The 21,907-nt window shown below is 65.9% G+C and carries 17 protein-coding genes; 9 read left to right on the forward strand and 8 right to left on the reverse strand.

Features of this window, described 5'->3' with window-relative positions:
- Positions 1–317 precede the first annotated feature (317 nt).
- The 5 genes from H570_RS18255 (at position 318) to H570_RS18260 (ending at position 7,148) form a co-directional block, all read left to right on the forward strand.
- The gene (locus H570_RS18255; RefSeq protein WP_051176324.1) at positions 318–2,168 is read left to right on the forward strand and encodes a hypothetical protein; all 1,851 of its coding nucleotides are present in this window, start codon (positions 318–320) and stop codon (positions 2,166–2,168) included.
- A gap of 45 nt (positions 2,169–2,213) precedes the next feature.
- The gene (locus tag H570_RS0111160) at positions 2,214–4,085 is read left to right on the forward strand and encodes a hypothetical protein (protein ID WP_169447768.1); all 1,872 of its coding nucleotides are present in this window, start codon (positions 2,214–2,216) and stop codon (positions 4,083–4,085) included.
- Between the two features lie 207 nt (positions 4,086–4,292).
- Complete coding sequence (locus H570_RS0111165) at positions 4,293–5,456, forward strand: DegT/DnrJ/EryC1/StrS family aminotransferase (RefSeq protein ID WP_027080809.1); 1,164 nt, start codon at positions 4,293–4,295, stop codon at positions 5,454–5,456.
- Positions 5,453–6,406 (forward strand): lysylphosphatidylglycerol synthase domain-containing protein, encoded by a 954-nt coding sequence (locus H570_RS0111170; protein WP_156899957.1) that lies wholly within the window; start codon positions 5,453–5,455, stop codon positions 6,404–6,406. Before H570_RS0111165 ends, H570_RS0111170 begins: the two co-directional genes overlap by 4 nt.
- A complete protein-coding gene (locus H570_RS18260) occupies positions 6,399–7,148 on the forward strand; it encodes a class I SAM-dependent methyltransferase (RefSeq protein ID WP_051176325.1) in 750 nt (249 codons plus the stop codon). The genes H570_RS0111170 and H570_RS18260 overlap by 8 nt, the downstream gene beginning before the upstream one ends.
- Here H570_RS18260 and H570_RS18630 read toward each other — a convergent pair.
- From H570_RS18630 to H570_RS0111195, 4 genes are all read right to left on the reverse strand, one after another.
- Positions 7,115–8,005 (reverse strand): GNAT family N-acetyltransferase, encoded by an 891-nt coding sequence (locus tag H570_RS18630; RefSeq protein ID WP_084500094.1) that lies wholly within the window; start codon positions 8,003–8,005, stop codon positions 7,115–7,117. The genes H570_RS18260 and H570_RS18630 overlap by 34 nt on opposite strands.
- Positions 8,002–9,102: a glycosyltransferase gene (locus tag H570_RS0111185; RefSeq protein WP_169447769.1), complete on the reverse strand. Its 1,101-nt coding sequence runs from the start codon at positions 9,100–9,102 to the stop codon at positions 8,002–8,004. The genes H570_RS18630 and H570_RS0111185 overlap by 4 nt, the downstream gene beginning before the upstream one ends.
- 20 nt (positions 9,103–9,122) lie before the next feature.
- Entirely contained in the window at positions 9,123–9,716 is a 594-nt protein-coding gene (locus tag H570_RS0111190; RefSeq protein WP_169447770.1) for a methyltransferase domain-containing protein, read from the reverse strand.
- Between the two features lie 106 nt (positions 9,717–9,822).
- The gene (locus H570_RS0111195) at positions 9,823–10,674 is read right to left on the reverse strand and encodes a glycosyltransferase family 2 protein (protein WP_036136017.1); all 852 of its coding nucleotides are present in this window, start codon (positions 10,672–10,674) and stop codon (positions 9,823–9,825) included.
- A 129-nt stretch (positions 10,675–10,803) separates the two neighbouring features.
- On the opposite strand from H570_RS0111195, the gene pilB reads away from it, so the two are divergent.
- The 4 genes from pilB to coaE all read left to right on the forward strand — a co-directional run bounded on the left by pilB (position 10,804) and on the right by coaE (position 15,783).
- Positions 10,804–12,528, forward strand: a complete 1,725-nt coding sequence (gene pilB / locus H570_RS0111200) for a type IV-A pilus assembly ATPase PilB (protein ID WP_027080815.1) — start codon at positions 10,804–10,806, stop codon at positions 12,526–12,528.
- 187 nt (positions 12,529–12,715) lie between these two features.
- Entirely contained in the window at positions 12,716–13,996 is a 1,281-nt protein-coding gene (locus H570_RS0111205; RefSeq protein ID WP_027080816.1) for a type II secretion system F family protein, read from the forward strand.
- 7 nt (positions 13,997–14,003) lie between these two features.
- Positions 14,004–14,864, forward strand: a complete 861-nt coding sequence (locus tag H570_RS0111210; protein WP_027080817.1) for a prepilin peptidase — start codon at positions 14,004–14,006, stop codon at positions 14,862–14,864.
- A 310-nt stretch (positions 14,865–15,174) separates the two neighbouring features.
- Positions 15,175–15,783, forward strand: a complete 609-nt coding sequence (gene coaE, locus H570_RS0111215) for a dephospho-CoA kinase (protein WP_027080818.1) — start codon at positions 15,175–15,177, stop codon at positions 15,781–15,783.
- 271 nt (positions 15,784–16,054) lie between these two features.
- Here coaE and H570_RS0111220 read toward each other — a convergent pair whose 3' ends face one another.
- The 4 genes from H570_RS0111220 to H570_RS0111235 all read right to left on the reverse strand — a co-directional run bounded on the left by H570_RS0111220 (position 16,055) and on the right by H570_RS0111235 (position 21,903).
- Positions 16,055–16,531, reverse strand: a complete 477-nt coding sequence (locus H570_RS0111220; RefSeq protein ID WP_027080819.1) for an REP-associated tyrosine transposase — start codon at positions 16,529–16,531, stop codon at positions 16,055–16,057.
- Between the two features lie 201 nt (positions 16,532–16,732).
- Positions 16,733–17,686: a Nudix family hydrolase gene (locus tag H570_RS0111225; protein WP_027080820.1), complete on the reverse strand. Its 954-nt coding sequence runs from the start codon at positions 17,684–17,686 to the stop codon at positions 16,733–16,735.
- 171 nt (positions 17,687–17,857) lie between these two features.
- Positions 17,858–20,608: a preprotein translocase subunit SecA gene (gene secA, locus H570_RS0111230; RefSeq protein ID WP_027080821.1), complete on the reverse strand. Its 2,751-nt coding sequence runs from the start codon at positions 20,606–20,608 to the stop codon at positions 17,858–17,860.
- Between the two features lie 302 nt (positions 20,609–20,910).
- Positions 20,911–21,903: a M23 family metallopeptidase gene (locus H570_RS0111235; protein WP_084500098.1), complete on the reverse strand. Its 993-nt coding sequence runs from the start codon at positions 21,901–21,903 to the stop codon at positions 20,911–20,913.
- Positions 21,904–21,907: the final 4 nt, after the last annotated feature.

A 21,907-nucleotide genomic window follows, 5' to 3' on the forward strand; every position in this document is an offset into this window, starting at 1 on the left:
CGCCACCCTGAGCGGCGGCTCGGCCATCGGTGACGACGTGGCGGCGACGCCGCGCACGCCGGGTAGCAGGGCCATCACCTGCGCGATGGACAGCACCGGCAGCCATGGGCAGGCCAGCTGCCGGTACAACTGAAGACTCCTTCGCCACTGGCAATGTTCCGCCTGCGTTCTGCGGGGGAATTTCCAATGCGCAGTGCCGGCTGTGCGTTCTGCCTGTCGGCCAGCGCAAGCTGCCATGGAAAGCGGCAACGCCACTGTGAGGGCGCTCGCGGCCAACATGAATACAATGCCGTGAATCCCTAGCGCGACTCTCCGGCATGCCGCTTCGTTCGCTTCGCTACTTTCCGGCCGCCGTCCTGTGCGCACTGCTTGCCGCTGCCTTGCTGCTTCCCGGCCTGGGCGGCGGCTTCCTGCTGGACGACACGCCGACGATCGGCAACAACGCGGCGGTGCACGTTGCCACGCTGGATGCTGGCTCCCTGCAGCGGGCCGCCTACAGTTTCGCAGCCGGGGGCGGTTCGCGCGCCCTGCCGATGCTCACCTTCGCGATCGATTACTGGCGCGCCGGGCTGGATCCCGCCGCTTTCAAGTCGACCAACATTGCCATCCATGCATTGACGACGCTGGCACTGGCCGGGCTCCTGCGCCTGCTGCTGACGCTCGCGGGCTGGCCGGCCCGACGTGCCGGCTACGGCGCGATCGCGCTGACGCTCGCTTGGGCCATCCATCCACTGCAAGTGTCTTCCGTGCTCTACGTCGTCCAGCGCATGCAGACCATGGGCACCCTTCTCCTGGTGCTGGCGCTGTACGCCTACCTGAAGATGCGGCAGGCGCAGATGGCCGGCGAGCGCAGCCGCCAGTACGGCGTGCTCTCCGGACTGTGCTGGGTCCTGGCGCTGGCGTGCAAGGAAGACTCCGCACTGCTGCCCGCCTACACCCTGGCGCTTGAGCTGACCGTGCTGCGATTTCGCGCGGCACGGCCAGATTTCGCCAAGGCCATTGGCCGGCTGTACCTGGCCACCAGCCTGCTCGGGATCGCGATCTTCCTGTTCTACGTCGTGCCTCACTACTGGTCGTGGGATGCCTATGCGGGACGCAACTTCTCCTCGTCCGAACGGCTTTTGACCCAGGCGCGGGTGTTGTGCATGTATCTGGGGCAGATCCTGTGGCCCCTGCCCAGCCACATGCCGTTCTATTACGACGACCTGCAGCCATCACGCGGCCTGCTGCACCCCTGGACGACCTTGCCAGCGCTGCTGCTGGTCTTCGGACTGCTGGCGCTGGCCTGGCGATTGCGCGCCCGGCGCCCGCTGTTCGCACTGGGCATCTTCCTGTTCTTTGCCGGCCACGCGATTTCAAGCAACGTCATCGGCCTGGAGCTGGCGTTCGAGCATCGCAACCACTTCCCCCTGATCGGCGCGGTACTGGCGCTCAGCGACCTCTTCGTTGCCGCCGCTGCGCGCCTGCGGCTGTCCAGCCGCGCCACCGGTCTTGCCTGTGTCGCCATCCTCGTCGCGCTTGGCGGCGGAACCCTGTGGCGCGCGCAGGCGTGGGGCTCACCGGTCGGTTTTGCCGAGTACGGCACGCGGCTCGCACCCGCTTCGGAAAGGGCATGGATCAACCTTTGCGAGATCCATTTCGAGCTGAGCGGCAATCGCCCCGGGGATCCACACTTCGCCAAGGCGCTCGACACCTGCGGCAAGGGCGCGCAAATCCCATACGGCGCCACCAACCTGACCAATCTCGTCGTGCTGAAGACCATCGACGGCAGCGTGCGGCAAAGTGATTGGGATCAGCTGTTTGAGCGCATGGGCCAGGTCACCATGACCCGCAGCAACGCCGACGTCGCCTGGCACCTGGTGCGCTATTCCAATGGCGACAAGCGCATCGATCCGCGCAACGTGATCCACGTCGTCGACATCGTTGGAGCACGCTCTGGCTTCAGGCCGGAGGAGTACGTGGCCTTCGGTTACTACGCCGCCAAGAACGGGCTGGACGAGGATGCTTTCCGCTACTTCGTGAAGGCCGCGGAAACATCGCCCCGCAACAGCACGCTGCCGATGGCGCTGGTCGCGGACCTGCGCAAGGAGGGCCAGCCGGAATTCGCTGCACGCCTGCTGGCACTGCTCGAACAAGAACACGCACGCGGACAGCGCGCGGGACCTTGACCCACCTCCCTCCGCACCCCCATCGCCTCACCACCCATCGCAGCCATGTCGACCAGCCCATCCGCAGCGACTCGTCGCTTCCTGCTACCCAGCTTGCTGATCGCCCTGCTTGCAGGCTTGCTCTATCTGCCTGGCCTGCCGGGTGAGTTCGTGTTCGACGATTACCCGAATATCGTCAATAACCCGGCCATCCAGCTTCAGGAGCTCAGTGTCGGGGAACTGAAGAGGGTCATCACCACCCCGCAACCATCGGGGAGCACGCGCAACCTGCCCAACCTGACCTTCGCGCTGGATTACTGGCGCGGCGGCGCCGATCCAGCCACGTTCAAGTCGACTAACATCCTGATCCATGCACTAACGGCCTTCGCACTGGCCTGGTTATTCCGCAGCCTGCTGTTGGCAGCCGGCGTCGACAAGGCGCGCGCGTACTGGCCCGCTGCAGCCATGGCCCTGGCATGGGCAGCACACCCATTGCTGGTGTCTTCAGTGCTGTACGTGGTGCAACGGTTGCAGACGATGGGCACCTTGTTCCTGGTGCTGTCGCTGCTGGCCTATCTGCGGGCGCGACGTGCCCAGATCGCCGGCCGGCCCGGTCGTACCGGCCTGCTCGGCACGGCACTATTGTGGATCGCGGCGATAAGCTGCAAGGAAGACGCCGCAGCCTTGCCTGCCTATACCCTGGCACTGGAGTTGACCGTCCTTCGATTCAAAGCTGCGGATCCGCGACTGGCCGGCCTGCTACGACGCGGCTACCTGGTGATGGCAGTGGCGGCCGCGGTCGTGTATTTCCTTTGGGTTGTCCCAAATCGCTGGCACTGGGATGCGTATCCGGGGCGTGACTTTTCCACTCCCGAACGGTTGCTGACCCAGGCGCGGGTACTGGCCATGTACCTGGGGCAGATCGTGTTGCCGCTCCCCTCGCACATGCCCTTCTTCTACGACTGGCTCGTCCCTTCACGGGGTTTCCTGCAGCCTTGGACGACGCTGGCATCGATTGGACTGATCCTGGGCCTGCTCGCCCTTGCTTGGCACCAGCGCCTGAAGCAACCCCTTCTGGCGCTCGGCATCCTCCTGTTCTTCAGCGCCCACTTCATCACCAGTAATGTGGTCGGGCTGGAACTGGCTTACGAGCATCGCAACCATTTCGCCCTGATCGGCGCGCTGCTGGCTGTCGGCAGCGTGCTGGCGGGCGCCTTCCGGCGCCTGCGCCTGGATCGCCCCACACAGGCGGTCATCTGCAGTGCGATGCTGCTGGCGCTTTGCGGCGCCACCATGGTCCGCGCGCACAGCTGGAGCAGCAACCTGCGGTTCGCACAAGCCGCCACGGTCGCAGCCCCGCACTCGGCCCGGGCATGGATCCAGCTATGCGCGGAATACTATGCGCTGGGAGGCGGTCCGAGGCCGGACAACTCCCTGCTCGATTCCGCAATCGCGGCTTGCAACAGCGGCAGCACGCTTGCACCCGGTTCCCTCAACAGCCCGGCTTTGCGGATCGTCCTGAAGACCCTGCGTGGCGACATCGCGTCGCAGGACTGGGAGGACTTCCGGCAGCGCATGAAAAACGCCCCCAGGAGCGGAGACAACCGTCGCGCACCGACACTGCTTACATACAACGCCCGCCGCGGCGTCAAGCTGGATCAACAGGAACTGCTCAAGGTATTCGCGGCACAGGACGAAACCACCAGTTTGCATCCGAGCGAGCTTGCCTCGATCGGCGATTTCATCATGAACGACATGGACCAACCGGACCTTGCGATGCCCTATTTCACCAAGGCCATTGCCCTGCTGCCACCGCTCGACCCGTTCCCTATGCAACTAGCCAGCGCACTGCACGCCAAGGGCAGGCCGGACCTGGCCGAAAAAATCCGGCAGCTTGCACTCGACAAAATGCAGACAGCGTTCAGTCAGACGACCTGATAACTACACTCGGCATCCAGCCGTCCCTGACGGACGGTCTGCGGGAGTACTACTCGTGAATGGATGCGACCTGATCATTCATAGAACCATGGCCTTCCAATTCGCTCACATGACCCCACGCCCCGATGAGCGGACGATTGGCTGCAACCGTCGCGTCTTCCCCGATGACAAAAAGAAACGCCATCCATACTTCCAGGCGAGCAGATAATGACTGATGAATTCTTGGTGTTCGGCTCCCCGCTGATCGAAGAAGCCGAGATTGATGAGGTTATAGATTGCCTGCGTTCCAGTTGGCTCGGGACTGGCCCACGGGTGGCCAGGTTCGAGGCCGACTTTGCAAACTACAAGGCCGTATCGCCAGCGCAGGTCGCCGCTGTCAACTCGTGCACGGCAGCGTTGCATGTCAGCATGGTCGCGGCCGGATTGGAGCCAGAAGCGGAGGTCATCACCACTCCTCTCACGTTCTGCGCAAGTATCAACGCCATCATCCACGCCGGACTAACCCCCGTGCTTGCCGACGTGGATCCCCAGACCTTGTGCATTTCGCCCGGCGCAATCGAGGCCGCGATCACCCCGCGCACCCGGGCCATAGTGCCAGTTCATTTTGCGGGCCGTCCGTGCGAAATGGAGAGCATCATGCAGATCGCGGACAAGCACGGCCTGATAGTTATCGAAGACTGCGCCCACGCGATAGAAACCGAGTACCACGGTCGTAAGGCGGGCACTTTCGGGGATTTCGGCTGTTTCAGCTTCTACGCCACCAAGAACATCACCACAGGCGAAGGCGGCATGATCCTCGGTCGCGATGAGACGCGCATCGCCCGCGCACGTGTGCTCGCCTTGCACGGCATGAGCAAGGATGCCTGGCACCGCTTTGGGGACGAGGGCTACAAGCATTACCAAGTGGTGGAATGCGGTTTCAAGTACAACATGATGGACCTGCAAGCTGCGATCGGGCTCCACCAGCTGGCACGAGTCGAAGCAAGCTGGCGCCGGCGGCAGGCGATTTGGTCGCTCTATCAACAGGCATTCGCCGATCTGCCGATCACTCTTCCCACCGAGCCCGATCTGGACACCCGCCATGCGTACCATCTGTATACGGTCCTCGTGGATGAGGCTCGGAATGGCGTCACTCGGGACGCTTTCCTCGACCGCATGAATGCCGCACGCATCGGTGCAGGCGTGCACTACCTATCGCTGGCCGAGCACCCCTACTACCAAGAGCGCTTTGGCTGGCGTCCGGAGCAATGGCCCAATGCGATGCGAATCGGCCGACAGACCGTAAGCTTGCCGCTGTCGCCCAAGCTGGATAACGATGACGTGGAACGGGTCTCACGCACAGTACGGGCAAGCCTGTCGAGCGCGACGTGACCGAACCCGAGTCGCCCTCTGCAATGCGCGCCGGGAAGAATCCGGGAAATTGGCTTCGCCGCGCGCTGGTCGTCGTCCTTTTCGGCCTCGCCATCACATGGATTGGCTGGCGCATGTCCGGCGAGTTCGGCGACGCCCTCAGCAACATCGCCTCGATCGGAATGTGGCCATTCCTCGCGGCGATCGGACTGACATTGCTGTCACTGCTGTTCAGGGCGATCTACAACGCGCTGATCCTCGACAGGCTGGCATCCTCGCCCTTTCCCTTCGGGCTGGCCATCACCGCCTACCTGCAGATGCAGCTGATCCGCTACCTGCCAGGGAAGGTTTGGGGACTTATCTATCAATCCCAGCGAATGGCAAACGTCCGCGCCCCGGCCTACGTGGTACTGGCGAACCTACTGCAGCTCGCCGTGGACAGCTTTCTCACGCTGGGCGTACTGGCCCTTACGGCCGCGGTAATCTGGTTGTCCACGACTTGGCTCTGGGGAATCGTGCCCCTCCTGATTGCCGTGGAGTGGCTGCACCGCAATCCTGGCGCAGAAGTTGGGCTGCTCCGCCTGGCAGCCCGTTTCATGCCGCGGCTCGGGATCGTGGCGGATCACCGGCCGCGCCCCCTCCTGTGGCTGGGAACCGGATTGCTCGTTGCCGAATGGGTGACCTACCTGCTTTCGTTCGTTGTGCTTCTGACCCGCCATGGCTCCGTGCCGCAAGCCCTGGAAATGGGCGTTTCCTATGCGGGCTCCTCTCTGATGGCCACGGCAGCATTCGTTGTCCCGGCAGGCCTAGCGGTCCGCGAGGCAATCTTCTTGGCGCTACCCGCACCGTCCGGGATTTCCATCGGCCTGCTCGCCACCACGGCGGTATTGCTGCGACTTATGCAGCTGGCGGCAGAATTGCTCGCCGCCCTGATATCCACGGTCTTTCATTGGGTTCAAGCCCGTGAATGAATTCTACGATCGACAGAAGGCGTACTGGGATTCGCTCGCAACGCTGGATCCCGACGCTTCCATCATCGACCCGCGCGACAAACGCGGCTACAAGAACGCTTATCTCGCGCAGATGCGGGACTCGACTCTCCGCGAGGCGCTCGGCGTTCGCGTGAGTCCGGGCGCCACGCTGCTCGACTACGGATGCGGGACAGGTAGCGCGACGATCGCACTCACGCGACTTGGCTATTCCGTAGTCGGCGCGGACCTGTCCACCTCCCTGCTATCACATGCCCGGCACCGATGTGGCGATCAACGCGCGTTGTTTGTAGCGGTGGATGGCCGGTCAGTCCCGCTTCGCGATCACAGCATGGACGCTGCGATAGCTTACGGTGTCTTCTGCTATGTCACCGACGAAGCAGAGGCAACCGCATTGCTTGCAGGCATACGCAAGACACTGATACCCGGTTCGCCGCTGTTGATCATCGAGCAGGCGCGACGTCACCGCACCGTTTGCGAACAGGGGCTCAAGGTCCAGCGAACCACCGATCAGTGGCGCGGCCTTCTGGCGGGCGCCGGCTTCAAGCGGATCGGTCAAGCAATCCTGCGGCACGGCCGCTTTCCGACGACACCCCTGATCCGCCATGGCCTTGTGCCGAGAGGAGCATGGAGCGCACTAATGCGGGCCGAACGCGCCATTCCGCGGATCACTGGCGTGTGGCCTTGGGACTACGCCGACGTGTTGTTCAGCGCCGAGGCTTGAGCTTCGCTCCCGCGGCCCGATCCGATAAGCCTCAGCACGGCCACAGCGCTCCTGCCCCGGAGCGTAAGCGGCTGCTGCCAGTACACGCGCCAGTGGGTCACGGCACCAAACGACTCCTTGTACTCTCGAAGTGCTGTCTGCCCCAAGGGCGATGCCAGCATGTCGAAGGTTCGGCTGCCGCGGTCACGGCTGGCTTCAATCGCCCAGGCCATTGCGAAGTAGCCAGGGCGAAGAGACGCATGTGAGTCTGCATAACCGCCATGCAGGTAGATGCTGTCCATTCCCTGATGAAGAACGGCGATGAAACCTGTCACGGCGTCATCCAACACCACCTTGGCGACCATCAAGTCAGGGCTTCCCAGGCACAGTTCCTCGAAATACCGGCGTGTGTAGCGCACGGTGCCTCGCTGACGCCTGACGGTCCTTTCATAAAGCGCATACAACAGCTTGCCGTCACCCGGCTCAGCCGCGCGCATCCGAAGTCCGGCGCCCTCAGCCTTCCGCAGCTTGCGCCGCACTGGCGCGGCAAGGCGGCTGCGGTCCCATGCCTGAAGCCCTTCAATGCGACTTTCTGGCAGTCGAGCCAGTACTCCACAGTTGATTCCAGCCATCGCGTCCTCGGGGGCGCTGAGCCTGAGCAGGTCAACGCGAGCGCGGCACAATGCGGGGAGCGAGCCAGCCAAGCATTGCTGGATCGGAGTGTTGGCCATGCTGAAACCTACCGGAAATGACGGGTAGGCGATGCGGAACGGTCCTCGTCGAAGCACCAGCCAGTCAAGCGGGCCGACGCGCAGGATGACACCACCGAGTCCGTACAGCGCCCGATGCCACGCAGCGGGAGACGCGTGGAGAGTCATCGCAATGCCCCCGCGAGCGTGGCCAAGTCAAACTTGGACGCCATCGCAGACACGTCTTCCGCAAACTGATCCGGTGATGTAGCCAAAGCCACTCGCAATGCGTCGGCATACGCGTCGGCGCGCAGCGCGCCCGCCAGAACGCCAGTTGGCGCTGCGCCAGCCACCAGCCGTGGCAGGTCACCAACCGGCATCGAGACCACTGGCCGCCCCAGTTTCATGGCGTCGGAAAACACCACGGGAATGCTCTCGATGCGCGAGGGGATCAGCACCCAATCCGCGCTCGCGATTGCGGCTTCGGCTTCTACCTTGGCGAGATATTGCCCTGCGTGTACCGGGCGGCCAGCGCGCTGCAATCCTAGCGCACGGGAGCGAACCATTTTGTCGAGTGGCCCGCCGCCTTGGATGTCGATCCGTTCGATTCGCTCCCAGTCGTCGTCGCCAAGCCGATCCAGCGCATCCAGCAGTAAATCGACCCCTTTGTTCGCATGCCAGCGCCCTAGAAAGATCAGCCGGTATGGCGGACTGTAACGCGGCCCGGCGGGTGCGGACAGAGCGATCCTGCGCGTGCTTGGCAGGAACGTCACCGGCGAGCCCGCAATACGCCCGGCATCGTCCGCGAGCCGGTAACCGTCGGCATATGCGTGTTCGGCCTGCCTGATCACACGCGCCAGCGCGCCACGCAGGCCAGGAATCTTTCCCAGCGACCACACGTCGCTTCCCAGCATCCAAACCGAATAACCGATGCGCCGCTCTCGCGCCACCCTGCGCGCCCATTCACCGCAAGGCAGGCCCCACAGCGCAAGCAAGTGGCTGGGGCCATCCGCAGTGGCGGCCCGCGTGGCCTGCAAGCCCCCTCGCAAGACCCGGGCAATCCATTTGGCATCGGGCAAGCGCCAGGGTCTGAGCGTAGATAGCGGCTTCTCTGGCGCGGGGTAGCGGAAGACGTCGACGCCGCCACACCAATGCTCGCGCGTGCTGTCGCCACCCGGTGCGACGACATGGACCGGGCCATCGATTGCCAATTGCTCGGCCAAGTCAGACACGAACGATCCGGCAGCCTCGCTCCCGTCACCGGCGATCGGGAAAGACGTGGTCACCAGGACAAAGGCCTGCCGCGTCACGGCTTGACTGCCTCCAGCGAGTATCCAGTGGCCATGCCGCTCCAGTCCGGCCACAAGCGTCCGAGCGCGACCGTCGACAGGTTGATCACCGTTACAAGCATGGCGGCAATCGGCATCAGCAGCACGCTCAAGAGCCCCTTGCGGTAGTAGGCGCCGCCCGAGATCGCCAAGCACAACAGCAAACCTGCAGCACACACGGCATGTCCGCTCTTTTCTATCGCCGTGACCTGCAAGCCAGCCTGCTCAATGTCTCGCCTCAGCCCGTGTTCGGTGAGGCGCTGGAAGTCGAAGGGGGCATCATGAATCGGATACAGGAATGGCATGGACAGATACAACCGCCCCCCTGGCCGAAGCACGCGGGCGATCTCGCCCAGAACCTCGCGGGGACGGCGCACGTGCTCCAATACTTCCAGGCAAACCACGGCATCGATTGTCTGGTCGGCGATTGGAAGCCGGGCGGCATCAGCGAACACGTCAGGGCGCGCGTGGTAGAGGTCGCGTCCGGTTGGAGGGTAGTCAAGCGCGATGTAGTCAACGCCGTCCGGCAAGTGGTGCGAAAGCCAGCGATCTCCGGCGCCGATGTCGAGCACGGTGCCTTGGAGGCTCACTGGCGCGCATCGACGTCTCATCAACCACTGCGGATGTAGCGGTGTACGCGCGAGCCACGCTAGCGAGGAACGAAGTTCGCCCAAGACGCTATCGCTTTTGATAGGTGAGGCTCGTGATCTGCTCGGAGATCAAGCCGATCAGAAAGATGATTACCGCCGCGCTCAGCAACAGCATGCTCATGTTGGTGAATCGATGTTGGGTGACGAAGGTATACGCGTAGTAGCCAAGACCGATCAGCCCGAATCCGACGCTGACCGGTGCGAAGAGCTTCAGCGGCGAGTAAAGCGTGGCGATCTTGAAGATGATCAAGAGAAACCGGATGCCATCCCGAAGCGGACGGATGTGGCTGGTGTTGCCGACTCGCCGTGCCACGTGAATGGGCACGTATGCCACTGGATAGGCGCTGCGAAAGAACGCCATGGTGCTGGTGGTGGGATAGCTGAACCCATTCGGCAGCAGGTGCAGGAACTCCCGGAACCGGTCAGCGCGCGTGGCGCGGAATCCCGACGTCAGGTCGGCCACGCGATGGCCTGTCATCCAGCTGGCCAGGCGGTTGTAGAAGCGGTTGGCCAGGCTGCGGCCGGCGCTGGCCTGGCCCGCGCCGTCGCGCGCCCCCACCACCATGTCGTAGCCCTGCCCCAGCCGTTCCAGCAGATTGGCGATCTCGGCAGGGTCGTGCTGCCCGTCGGCATCCATGAACACGAGGATCTCGCCGCTGGCGGCCCGGGCGCCGCGCTTGATCGCCGCGCCGTTGCCCATCGAGTACGGGCTCGAAAGCACCCTGGCCCCGTGGGCGGCGGCCACGTCGGCCGTGTCGTCGGTGGAGCCGTCATCCACGACGATCAGTTCGGCGTCGGGCTGGGCGGCGCGCAGCCGCGGCAGGGTCTGGCGCAGGCCTTCGGCCTCGTTCTTGGCAGGCAGGATGACGGATAGGCGCATGGATTCCCCTCTGGCGGCAAGAGTAGCCCGAAACGGTCGCCGACTGGAGGCGATGTCTCCGGAAAGTGGCGCAAGTCCCTTTGGCATATGACGTGCTTGCGATAAAGTCCGGGCATTAGGGAGAAAGACATGAGTGCAGCCTCAACCGCCAACCTGGTCGGCATCACCGGCATCGCCCGCCGCCTCGTCCTGGACGGCGCGCTGGACGAAGCCACCGCCCGCGACGCGCTGGACAAGGCCACGGCCGGGCGCAAGCCCATCGCGGGGTACCTGCGCGAGCACAAGCTGGTGACCTCGGTGCAGATGGCCGCCGCCAACTCTGCCGAGTTCGGCATGCCGGTGTTCGACCCGGCGGCGATGGACGGCACCCAGAGCGCGGTCAAGCTGGTGAAGGAGGACCTGCTGCAGAAGCACAACGTGCTGCCGCTGTTCAAGCGCGGCGGCAAGCTGTTCGTGGGCACGGCCGACCCCACCAATGCCCATGCGCTGGACGAGATCAAGTTCCATACCAACCTGGCGGTGGAACCGATCCTGGTGGCCGAGGATGCGATCCGGCACACCCTGGAGCTGTGGCTGCAGGCGGCCGACAGCTTTGGCGATGCGCTGGAAGACAGCGAGGGACTCGAGAACCTCGACATCGAATCCGGTGAAGAGGAGCAGCGCGACACCGGCACGGACGGCAAGCAGGACGACACGCCCATCGTCAAGTTCGTCAACAAGGTGTTGATCGACGCGATCAAGCGCGGCGCCTCGGACATCCACTTCGAACCCTACGAGACCGACTACCGCGTGCGCCTGCGCATCGACGGCATCCTCAAGCAAACTGCCAAGGTGCCGGTGAAGCTCAACCAGCGCATCAGCGCGCGCCTGAAGGTGATGTCGCAGCTGGACATCGCCGAGAAGCGGGTGCCGCAGGACGGGCGCATGAAGATCAACATCAGCAAGACCAAGCAGATCGACTTCCGCGTCAGCACCCTGCCCACGCTGTTCGGCGAGAAGGTGGTGCTGCGCATCCTGGATGCCGGCGCGGCCAAACTGGGCATCGAAAAGCTGGGCTACGAGCCGGACCAGCAGAAGCTGTTCCTGGATGCGATCCAGAAGCCGTACGGCATGGTGCTGGTCACCGGCCCCACCGGCTCGGGCAAGACGGTGAGCCTGTACACCGCGCTGGGCATCCTCAACGACGAGATCCGCAACATCTCCACCGTGGAGGACCCGGTTGAAATCCGCCTGCCGGGCGTGAACCAGGTGCAGCAGAACGAACGCCGCGGCATGACCTTCGCCGCCGCGCTGCGCAGCTTCCTGCGCCAGGACCCTGACGTGATCATGGTGGGCGAAATCCGCGACCTGGAGACCGCCGAGATCGCGATCAAGGCCGCGCAGACCGGCCACATGGTGCTGTCCACCCTGCATACCAACGACGCGCCGCAGACCATCGCACGCCTGATGAACATGGGCATCGCGCCGTACAACATCACCAGCTCGGTGACCATCGTGATTGCCCAGCGCCTGGCGCGGCGGCTGTGCGAGCGCTGCAAGCGGCCGGTGGAGCTGCCGGACCATGCGCTGCTGGCCGAGGGCTTCACCGACGACGAGGTGCACGCGGGCTTCACCGTCTACGAGGCGGCGGGCTGCGACGAGTGCACGGCCGGCTACAAGGGCCGCACTGGCCTGTACCAAGTGATGCCCATGACCGACGAGATCGCGAGCATCGTGCTGGCGGGCGGCAACGCGCTCCAGATTGCGGAGGCGGCGCAGCGTTCGGGCGTGCGCGACCTGCGCCAGTCGGCATTGCAAAAAGTGAAGGCAGGCGTGACCAGCCTGGCCGAGATCAACCGCGTGACCAAGGACTGACCGTAGGAGCGCCCCATGGGCGCGATGGGTTGCTGGCGACGGCTAATCGCGCCCATGGGGCGCTCCTACGATGCGGAAATGCTGCCCGCCGTCACACGCCGCGGCTTCACATGCGGCCGCAACCGGCTACCATCGCAGGCTGGGGCTCCGGCAATGCCGGAATCTGGGGACCAAGGGGAAACACATCATGGCCGTGACACGTTCCGCCGCCAAGACCGCCGCCGCCCGCGATGCCGCCAAGCCGGTGCGCGACGGCGTGACCTTGCAGATGTTCGTCTGGGAGGGCACCGACAAGCGCGGCAAGAAGATGAAGGGCGAGCAGCAGTCGAGGAATGCCAACATGCTGCGCGCCGAACTGCGCCGGCAGGGCATCCAGCCGCGCGTGGTCAAGCTCAAGCCCAAGCCGCTGTTCGGCAGCGCCGGCAAGCCGGTCTCACCGAAGGACATCGCCATCTTCAGCCGCCAGATCGCGACGATGATGAAGTCCGGCGTGCCGATCGTGATGGCGCTGGAGATCATCGGCAACGGCCAGAAGAACCCGCGGATGAAAAAGCTGGTGGACAGCGTGCGCCTGGACATCGAGGGCGGCTCGTCGATCTTCGAGGCCATGAGCAAGCACCCGGTGCAGTTCGACGAGCTGTACCGCAACCTGGTGCGCGCGGGCGAATCCTCGGGCTCGCTGGAAACGGTGCTGGAGACCATCGCGGACTACAAGGAAAACATCGAGGCGATCAAGGGCAAGATCAAGAAGGCGATGTTCTACCCGCTGGCGATCATCGCGGTGGCGATCCTGGTCTGCGGCGTGCTGATGGTGTACGTGGTGCCGATCTTCAAGGAGCAGTTCGCGAGCTTCGGCGCCGACCTGCCTGCCTTCACCACCCTGGTGTTCGGCATCTCGGACATCCTGGTCGGGTGGTGGTGGGCGATCCTTGGCGTCGCGCTGATCGCCTTCTTCAGCTTCATGTACTTCTACAAGCGCTCGCAGAAGCTGCAATACACCATGGACAGGCTGCTGCTGAAGGTGCCGATCATCGGCCAGGTGCTGCACAACTCCTCGATCGCGCGCTTCGCGCGCACCCTGGCGGTGACCTTCAAGGCCGGCGTGCCGCTGGTGGAGGCAATGGAGAGCGTGGCCGGCGCCACCGGCAACCGGGTCTACACCAACACCGTCCACGAGATGCGCGATGACGTCGCCGTGGGCTACCCGCTCAACGTGGCGATGAAGCAGGCCAACCTGTTCCCGCACATGGTGGTGCAGATGACCGCGATCGGCGAGGAGGCCGGCGCGCTCGACACCATGCTGTTCAAGGTGGCCGAGTTCTACGAGCAGGAAGTGAACAACTCGGTGGACGCGATCACCAGCCTGATCGAGCCCTTCATCATGGTGATCATCGGCGGACTGGTGGGGTCGATCGTGATCGCGATGTACCTGCCGATCTTCAAGATCGCCATGACCGTGATGGGCTGAGCGCCGGATGGCGTTCCTCGACCAGAACCTGCAGCTCGGCTATCCGCTGGCCGCCGGGATGGGGTTGCTGGTCGGCAGCTTCCTCAACGTGGTGATCCTGCGCCTGCCCCGCCGGCTGGAGTGGGAGTGGAAGCGCGACAGCCGCGAGATCCTCGGCGAGCCGGACCTGTACGACCCGCCGCCGCCGGGCATCGTGGTGGAGCGATCGCACTGCCCGCACTGCGGGCACCAGTTGAGCTGGTACGAGAACATCCCGGTGTTCAGCTGGCTGGCGCTGCGCGGCAAGTGCCGCAGCTGCAAGGCGCCGATCTCGCCGCAGTACCCGCTGGTGGAGCTGCTGACGATGCTGCTGGTGCTGGCCTGCGTGTGGCAGTTCGGGTTTGGCTGGCAGGGGTTCGGCGCGATCGTGCTGACGTGCTTTTTGATCGCACTGTCCGGCATCGACCTGCGCACCCAGTTGCTGCCCGACCAGCTGACCTTGCCGCTGATGTGGCTGGGGCTGATCGCCTCGGTCGACAACCTGTACATGCCGGCCAAGCCCGCGCTGGTGGGCGCGGTGATCGGCTACCTCAGCCTGTGGTCGGTGTGGTGGCTGTTCAAGCAGCTCACCGGCAAGGAAGGCATGGGCCACGGCGACTTCAAGCTGCTGGCGGCGCTGGGCGCGTGGATCGGGCTGCAGGGGATTTTGCCGACGATCCTGCTGTCGTCGCTGGTTGGCGCGATCGTCGGTTCGATCTGGCTGGCGGCAAAGGGCCGCGACCGGGCGACGCCGATCCCGTTCGGCCCGTACCTGGCGATCGCCGGCTGGATCGTCTTCATGTGGGGCGAGCAGATCATCGGCGCGTACCGGCAGTACGCCGGCATCTGACCCAAAACCGCAGGCCGTGTAGGAGCGCCCCATGGGCGCGATTGGCGTTCCCGGTAAAGCCGTTCGCGCCCATGGGACGCTCCTACGGGCCTCCGGCGTGAGACGCCGCACGTGACCGGATATCCATCGTGGCCCGTGCGCGGGCAAAACCGTCGGGGACGTAGCCCCGACCTACGCAGGATGCGCGGCCCGCCGATGCCGTAGGTCGGGCCTACGCGCCCGACGCTTCTCATCACCGGATATCCATCGCGACCCCATGCGCGGGCAAAACCGTCGGGGACGTAGCCCCGACCTACGCCATAATCGGGCCATGAGCGATTTCATCGTTGGGCTCACTGGCGGCGTGGCTTCCGGCAAGAGCGAGATCACCCGCCGCTTCGAGGCGCTGGGCATCGCCGTCGCCGACGCGGACATCGCCGCGCGCGAAGCCGTGGCGGCGGGTTCGGCGGGGCTTGCCGAGGTGGTCGCCGAATTCGGGACCGGCGTGCTGGCGGAAGGCGGCGAACTCGACCGGTTGGCGATGCGCAAGCGGGTGTTCGCCGACGACAGCGCGCGCAGGCGACTGGAGGCCATCGTGCATCCGCGCGTGCGTGCCACGTTGCGGGCTGCCTGCATCAGCGCAACCGGGCCCTACGCGATCGCGGCGATTCCGCTGCTGGCCGAGGGCGGCGGCCGCGCCGCCTACCCGTGGCTGGACCGCATCCTGGTGATCGACGTGCCGGCAGCCGTGCAGCACGCGCGGCTGCTGCAGCGTGACGGCATCGACGGCGCCCTCGCCGATCGCATGATCGCCGCCCAGGCCACGCGCCAGCAGCGGCTGGCGATCGCCGACGACGTCATCGTCAACGACGGCCCCGTCGATGCGCTGGACGCCCACGTGGCCGCGCTGGACAGGCGCTACCGCAGCCTGGCCGGGTAGGAGCACCCCATGGGCGCAATGGAAACCGATTCCGCCACCAGCCGCCCGGAATCCCCGTAGGAGCGCCCCGTGGGCGCGATCGGCATGCCGGGGAAAGCTTTTCGCGCCCATGGGGCGCTCCTACAGCGAGAGGTGTGGTGTGAACGTTGAGCCGGGCAACTGAGGGCGTGATTGCCGCCAATGTGCCGGATGCCTGCGGCACAACCCGTAGGAGCGCCCCATGGGCGCGATCGGCATTCCCGGTAAGCCCAATCGCGCCCATGGGGCGCTCCTACAGCCAGTGGGCGTTCCAGAAGGGGTAGTTGCCGATGTGCCGGGTAATGCCTGCGCGGATCGGGTTGCAGACGATGTAGCGCGCGATCGCCCTCAGGTCTTCTTCCTTGCGCACTGCGTGGTCGTGATACGCCCTGCTCCATAGCGATCCCGTTTTGCCGATGACACGATGCGCCCGCCTTGCGCTGGCGGACTTGAGCCGCATCACGATGCTTGCCAGTTCGTCGCACTCGCCAAGCTGCAACAGCCAATGGGCGTGGTCGGGCATCAGCACCCAGGCAAGCATGCGCGCGTCACCCAGCAACATCGGATCCTCGAAACACCTTGCCGCTTCGCAGGCCGCTTCGAACCCCAGGAAAACAGGCTCGCGGTGCAGCGTGGTGACCGTCAGGTGGTAGGCGTGGTTCGGAAGCGATGCGCGTCCACGACGCAGTGCTGCGTGGCCCGGACATGAAACGATGCGCTGGCTTTCCATCCGGCAAGCGTGATGGCCACACGCAACGCGCGGTATCGGCGAACCCCGTCAAAACGCGTAGGCGAACCCCGCGCATGCGCGTAGGAGCGCCCCATGGGCGCGATGGAAACCGATCCCTTCGGAATGTCTGTAGGAGCGCCCCATGGGCGCGATCGGCATGCCGGCGAAAGCTTTTCGCGCCCATGGGGCGCTCCTACGGGATCAGGCGGAGGCGGGCCACAGCCCGCGGATGGCGGCGATGCCCTGGGCGCCGTGTTGTCGCGCGATGGCGATGTCGCGCGGGCCGAGGCCGCCGATGGCGTAGATCGGCAGCGAGGCGTGTTCGCGCAGGGTTTCGAAGGCGGGCCAGCCGATGCCTGCAACGCCAGGGTGGGTCGTGGTTGCGTTGACGGGGCCGACGACGGCCAGGTCGCAGCCGAGGGCTTCGGCCAGGCGCAGCTCCTTGATGTCGTGGCAGGAGGCCGCCAGGCGGATGTCGGCTGGAACGGGACGCGTGGCGAGTGGGCGCAGCCGTGCGGCAGGCAGGTGCAGGCCGATGCCGAGATCGCATGCGAGGGCCAGGTCATCGTTGACCAGGAGTTCGGCGCCGGCGAGCGCGCATTGGCCGGCGGCCTCGGTGACCAGGGCGCGACGGCGCGACGCGTCCATGCCGGGCAGGCGCGCCTGGATGCGGCGGATTCCGGAGGCCAGGGCACGGCCCAGTGCGTCGAGCCATGCGCCATCTTCCGCAGGCGACGCAGGCTGCGGGGTCACCAGGTAGCGGTCCGGCTGCAGCAGGGCGGCGACCACGGGGCGGTCGGCGGGCGGCATGGCGTAGCCGGACAGCTTGCCGGGCGGCGCCCAGGCCAGCGCCTGGCCTTCGTGGCCGCGCGGGATGCCGCGCCAGCGGGTGACGTGGCGGACGTCCAGGCGCAGCCGCTTGTGCGGGTACTGCTGGGCGACGGCGATCAGCGGCGCGCCGATTTCCGCTTCGATGCCGAGTTCTTCGCGCAGCTCGCGGACCAGCGCCTGCTCCGGCGATTCGCCGGGCTCGCGCTTGCCGCCGGGGAATTCCCACAGGCCGGCGAGGTCACGGCCCTCGGTGCGACGCGCCAGCAGCACGCGGCCGCGGGCGTCGGTGATGGCGGCGGCCACGACCTCGACGCGGTCAGGCATCAGCCAGCAGCCGCCTGGTTCCGTAGGAGCGCCCCATGGGCGCGATCGGCCTTTCCGGCAGGAACGCCCCACGGGCGATCGGCCTTTCCGGTAGGAGCGCCCCGCGGGCACGATTGGCCTTGCCCGTAGAGCGAATCGCGCCCATGGGGCGCTCCTACGAGGGGCAGGCCCTCAGGCCAGCTGTCCATGGCAATGCTTGTACTTCTTGCCGCTGCCGCAGGGGCACGGGTCGTTGCGGCCGACCTTTGGCCCCTCGCGGGTCATCGGGACGTGCGCCGCGGCGGCCTGCTGGGCGAGGCGCGCCTGTTCGGCTTCCTCGTCGGCACCGAGGCCGCCGGAGTCGGCGTGCTGGAACTGCATCTGCCGCGCCGCGGCCTCGGCCAGCGCGCGCTCCTGTGCTTCCAGCGCGGCGACTTCTTCCTCGGTGCGGATGTGCACGCGCGCCAGCAGCGAGACGACCTCGCGCTTGACCTTCGACAGCATCTCGCTGAACAGTTCGAACGCCTCGCGCTTGTACTCCTGCTTGGGCTGCTTCTGCGCGTAACTGCGCAGGTGGATGCCCTGGCGGAGGTAGTCCATGCGCGCGAGGTGTTCCTTCCAGTTCTGGTCGACGACGTTGAGCATGATGTGCTTTTCCAGCATGCGCATCGTCTCCGGCCCGACCGAGGCCTCCTTGTCGGCGAACAGCCGGTCGAGCGACTCCTGCACGTAGGCCTGGATGACCTCGACGTCGACTTCCTCGCGGCCCTTGACCATTTCCTCGACCGCGACCTGCACGCCGAACTCCTCGGCAAGCGTGGCCTCCAGGCCCGGCAGGTCCCACTGCTCGTCGATCGAGTCCGGCGGCACGAAGCGGTCGACGATGTCGGCCACCACGTCGGCGCGGATGCCGGCGATGTTGTCGTGCACGCTCTCGGCTTCGAGCAGTTCGTTGCGCTGCGTGTACACGACCTTGCGCTGGTCGTTGTTGACGTCGTCGAACTCGAGCAGGTTCTTGCGGATGTCGAAGTTGTGCGCTTCCACCTTGCGCTGCGCGTTGGCGATCTGCTTGGACACCAGCGGGCTTTCGATGATGTCGTCTTCCTTCAGCCCCATCCTGGCCATGACCCGCTGCACCCAGTCGGCGGCGAAGATGCGCATCAGGTTGTCTTCGAGCGACAGGTAAAAGCGGCTCGAACCCGGGTCGCCCTGGCGCCCGGAACGGCCGCGCAGCTGGTTGTCGATGCGGCGCGACTCGTGGCGCTCGGTGCCGACGATGTGCAGGCCGCCGGCTTCCTTGACCGCGTCGTGGCGCTTCTGCCATTCGGCCTTCAGGCGCGCGCGGGTGACTTCGTCGACCGGCTCGCCGCGCTCGGCTTCAAGATCCGCCAGTTCGGTGTCCAGCGAGCCGCCGAGCACGATGTCGGTGCCGCGGCCGGCCATGTTGGTGGCGATGGTCACCGAGCCGGGGCGGCCGGCCTGGGCGACGATGGTGGCCTCGCGCTCGTGCTGCTTGGCGTTGAGCACCTCGTGGTGGATGCCGGCCTCGCGCAGCTGTTCGCTGAGCATTTCCGAGACTTCGATCGAGGTCGTGCCCACCAGCACCGGCTGGTTGCGCGCGTGCGCCTCCTTGAGCTCGGCGACGACCGCGCGGTACTTGCCGGCGCGGTTGAGGAACACCGCGTCGGGGTGGTCGATGCGGATCATCGGGCGGTTGGTGGGGATCACCACCACTTCCAGGCCATAGATGCTCTGGAACTCGTAGGCCTCGGTGTCGGCGGTACCGGTCATGCCGGCGAGCTTGCCGTACATGCGGAACAGGTTCTGGAAGGTGATGCTGGCCAGCGTCTGGTTCTCGCGCTGCACCGGCACGCCTTCCTTGGCCTCGACCGCCTGGTGCAGGCCGTCGGACCAGCGGCGCCCGGTCAGGGTGCGCCCGGTGAACTCGTCGACGATGATCACTTCGCCGTCGCGGACGATGTAGTCCACGTCGCGCTGGTAGATGCCGTGCGCGCGCAGGCCGGCGTTGAGGTGGTGGACGACGTGGATGTTCTGCGGCGCGTACAGGTTCTCGTCGGCGTCGAGGATGCCGGCCTCGCGCAGCAGCGCCTCGGCGTGTTCCTGGCCGTCCTCGGACAGGTGCACCTGCTTGGCCTTCTCGTCGACCCAGTAGTCGCCCTCGCCTTCTTCCTCGGTCTGCCGCACCAGCTTTGGCACGACGCGGTTGACCTTGATGTACAGCTCCGGCGACTCGTCGGCCGGGCCGGAGATGATCAGTGGCGTGCGCGCCTCGTCGATCAGGATCGAGTCGACCTCGTCGATGATCGCGAAGTTGAGGCCGCGCTGGAAGCGATCGTCCTTCGACAACGCCATGTTGTCGCGCAGGTAGTCGAAGCCGATCTCGTTGTTGGTTGCGTAGGTGATGTCGGCGCGGTAGGCGGCGTGCTTGTCAGAGTGCGGCATGCCGGGATACACCACGTCGGTCTTCAGCCCGAGCCAGCCGTACAGCTTGCCCATCTGCGCGGCGTCGCGGCGGGCCAGGTAGTCGTTGACCGTGACCACGTGCACGCCCTTGCCTTCCAGCGCGTTGAGGTACACGGCCAGGGTGGCGGTCAGGGTCTTGCCCTCGCCGGTGCGCATCTCGGCGATCTTGCCCATGTGCAGCACCATGCCGCCGATCAGCTGGACGTCGAAGTGGCGCATGCCGAACACCCGGACCGACGCCTCGCGGCACACCGCGAAGGCCTCCGGCAGGATCTTGTCGAGCGACTCGCCCTTGGCGACGCGTTCGCGGAACTCCGGGGTCTTGGCCTGCAGCTCGGCGTCCGAGAGGGCCTGCATGCCGGGTTCGAGCGCGTTGATCTTGGCGACGATGCGCTGGAGCTGTTTGATCAGGCGTTCGTTGCGGCTGCCGAAGACGCCGGTGAGCAAGCGATTGAGCATGGGTGTACCGGTTGGGAGAACTGGAATGGAAGCGCGGGACGGAGCCGGTGGCCCCGGGCCACGGCGAACCCTGGCCAATCCCCGCAAATGAAAAAAGGGCGCCGGGCGCCCTTTTTTGGCAACGGGACATTGTACGTGGAGACGCCAGCGGGGGGTATCAAGCCCCTCAGGCGTCCCTCTCCGACCGCCAGGCGGGCGGAAAGTTCGTCATCGTTTCGTAGGAGCGCCCCGTGGGCGCGATCCGGCGGTACCGAAACGCATCGCACCCTCGGGGCGCTCCCACGCATCCGGTTTTGCCCGGCCTACATCCGCTTGGTGGCGGCCTGCTCGCCGAGGAACTTGCGCGGGTTCAGCACCCGGCCGTCCTGCCAGACTTCGAAATGCACGTGCGCGCCCGTGGAGCGCCCGGTCGAGCCCGCCTTCGCGATCTGCTGGCCGCTGCGCACCAGGTCGCCGACCTGCACGATCAGCCGCGAGTTGTGGGCGTAGCGGGTGACATAGCCGTTGCCATGGTCGACCTCGACGACGTTGCCATACCCCGAGCGCTGGCCGGAGAAACTGACCACGCCATCGGCCACGGCCAGCACCGGGTCGCCCTTGCTGGCGTGGAAGTCGATGCCCTTGTGGAAGCCGCGGCCACCGCCGAACGGATCGGCTCGGCCGCCGTAGCCGGAGGTGATGTAGGTGTTGAGGATCGGCATGCGCGACGGGGTCGCGCTGCGGTCCAGTTCGCGATTGAACAGCAGCGATTCGAGCACCGACAGCTGCTTGCCAGAACTGGCCAGCTGCGCGCCGAGCTTGTCCATGCCGCCGCGCAGGTCGCCGGCCGCCATGTCGCGCACCGGGCCTTCGCCACCGACGCCGACCGGCTTGTTGAAGTCGAACTCGCCGTCGCCGAGCTGGCCGATGCGGGTCAGGCGCTCGCCGAGCGCGTTGAGCCGGTTGGTCTCGGCCTGCAGCTCGCCCAGGCGCGCGGCCAGCGCGTTGACCTCGCGCTGGGCCTCGCGGCGGGTGTTGTCGAGCTGCGCCCGCTGGGCGTCGTTGCTGGCCTGCAGGTGCGCCATGCGCGCGGTGCTGATGCCCTGGGTGGCACCCGCGCCCAGCGCCACGCCACCGACCAGCAGCACCGCGATCGCGGTGGCCGGGCGGCCTGCGCTGTACGCATGCAGGCGGGAAGCGCCGGCATGGCTGCGGGCCGAAACGTTGGCGGCCAGGGCAAGGCTGTTCCGGCGCGTCCATCGCCAGGTGCTGGCGGAAAGATCACGCGCCGATGTCAGGAAGCTGTGTAGAGTCATGTTC

This window comes from Luteimonas mephitis DSM 12574, from assembly GCF_000422305.1.
Lineage (GTDB): Bacteria > Pseudomonadota > Gammaproteobacteria > Xanthomonadales > Xanthomonadaceae > Luteimonas > Luteimonas mephitis.

What these genes read in the sequence shown, in the direction of transcription:
- H570_RS0111160 (WP_169447768.1), top strand. Translation starts at nt 2,214, where the DNA reads ATGTCGACCAGCCCATCCGCAGCGACTCGTCGCTTCCTGCTACCCAGC.
- coaE (WP_027080818.1), top strand. Translation starts at nt 15,175, where the DNA reads ATGAGCGATTTCATCGTTGGGCTCACTGGCGGCGTGGCTTCCGGCAAG.
- secA (WP_027080821.1), bottom strand. Translation starts at nt 20,608, where the DNA reads ATGCTCAATCGCTTGCTCACCGGCGTCTTCGGCAGCCGCAACGAACGC.
- pilB (WP_027080815.1), top strand. Translation starts at nt 10,804, where the DNA reads ATGAGTGCAGCCTCAACCGCCAACCTGGTCGGCATCACCGGCATCGCC.
- H570_RS18255 (WP_051176324.1), top strand. Translation starts at nt 318, where the DNA reads ATGCCGCTTCGTTCGCTTCGCTACTTTCCGGCCGCCGTCCTGTGCGCA.
- H570_RS0111210 (WP_027080817.1), top strand. Translation starts at nt 14,004, where the DNA reads ATGGCGTTCCTCGACCAGAACCTGCAGCTCGGCTATCCGCTGGCCGCC.
- H570_RS0111220 (WP_027080819.1), bottom strand. Translation starts at nt 16,531, where the DNA reads ATGGAAAGCCAGCGCATCGTTTCATGTCCGGGCCACGCAGCACTGCGT.
- H570_RS0111235 (WP_084500098.1), bottom strand. Translation starts at nt 21,903, where the DNA reads ATGACTCTACACAGCTTCCTGACATCGGCGCGTGATCTTTCCGCCAGC.
- H570_RS18630 (WP_084500094.1), bottom strand. Translation starts at nt 8,005, where the DNA reads ATGACTCTCCACGCGTCTCCCGCTGCGTGGCATCGGGCGCTGTACGGA.
- H570_RS0111225 (WP_027080820.1), bottom strand. Translation starts at nt 17,686, where the DNA reads ATGCCTGACCGCGTCGAGGTCGTGGCCGCCGCCATCACCGACGCCCGC.
- H570_RS0111195 (WP_036136017.1), bottom strand. Translation starts at nt 10,674, where the DNA reads ATGCGCCTATCCGTCATCCTGCCTGCCAAGAACGAGGCCGAAGGCCTG.
- H570_RS0111205 (WP_027080816.1), top strand. Translation starts at nt 12,716, where the DNA reads ATGGCCGTGACACGTTCCGCCGCCAAGACCGCCGCCGCCCGCGATGCC.
- H570_RS0111165 (WP_027080809.1), top strand. Translation starts at nt 4,293, where the DNA reads ATGACTGATGAATTCTTGGTGTTCGGCTCCCCGCTGATCGAAGAAGCC.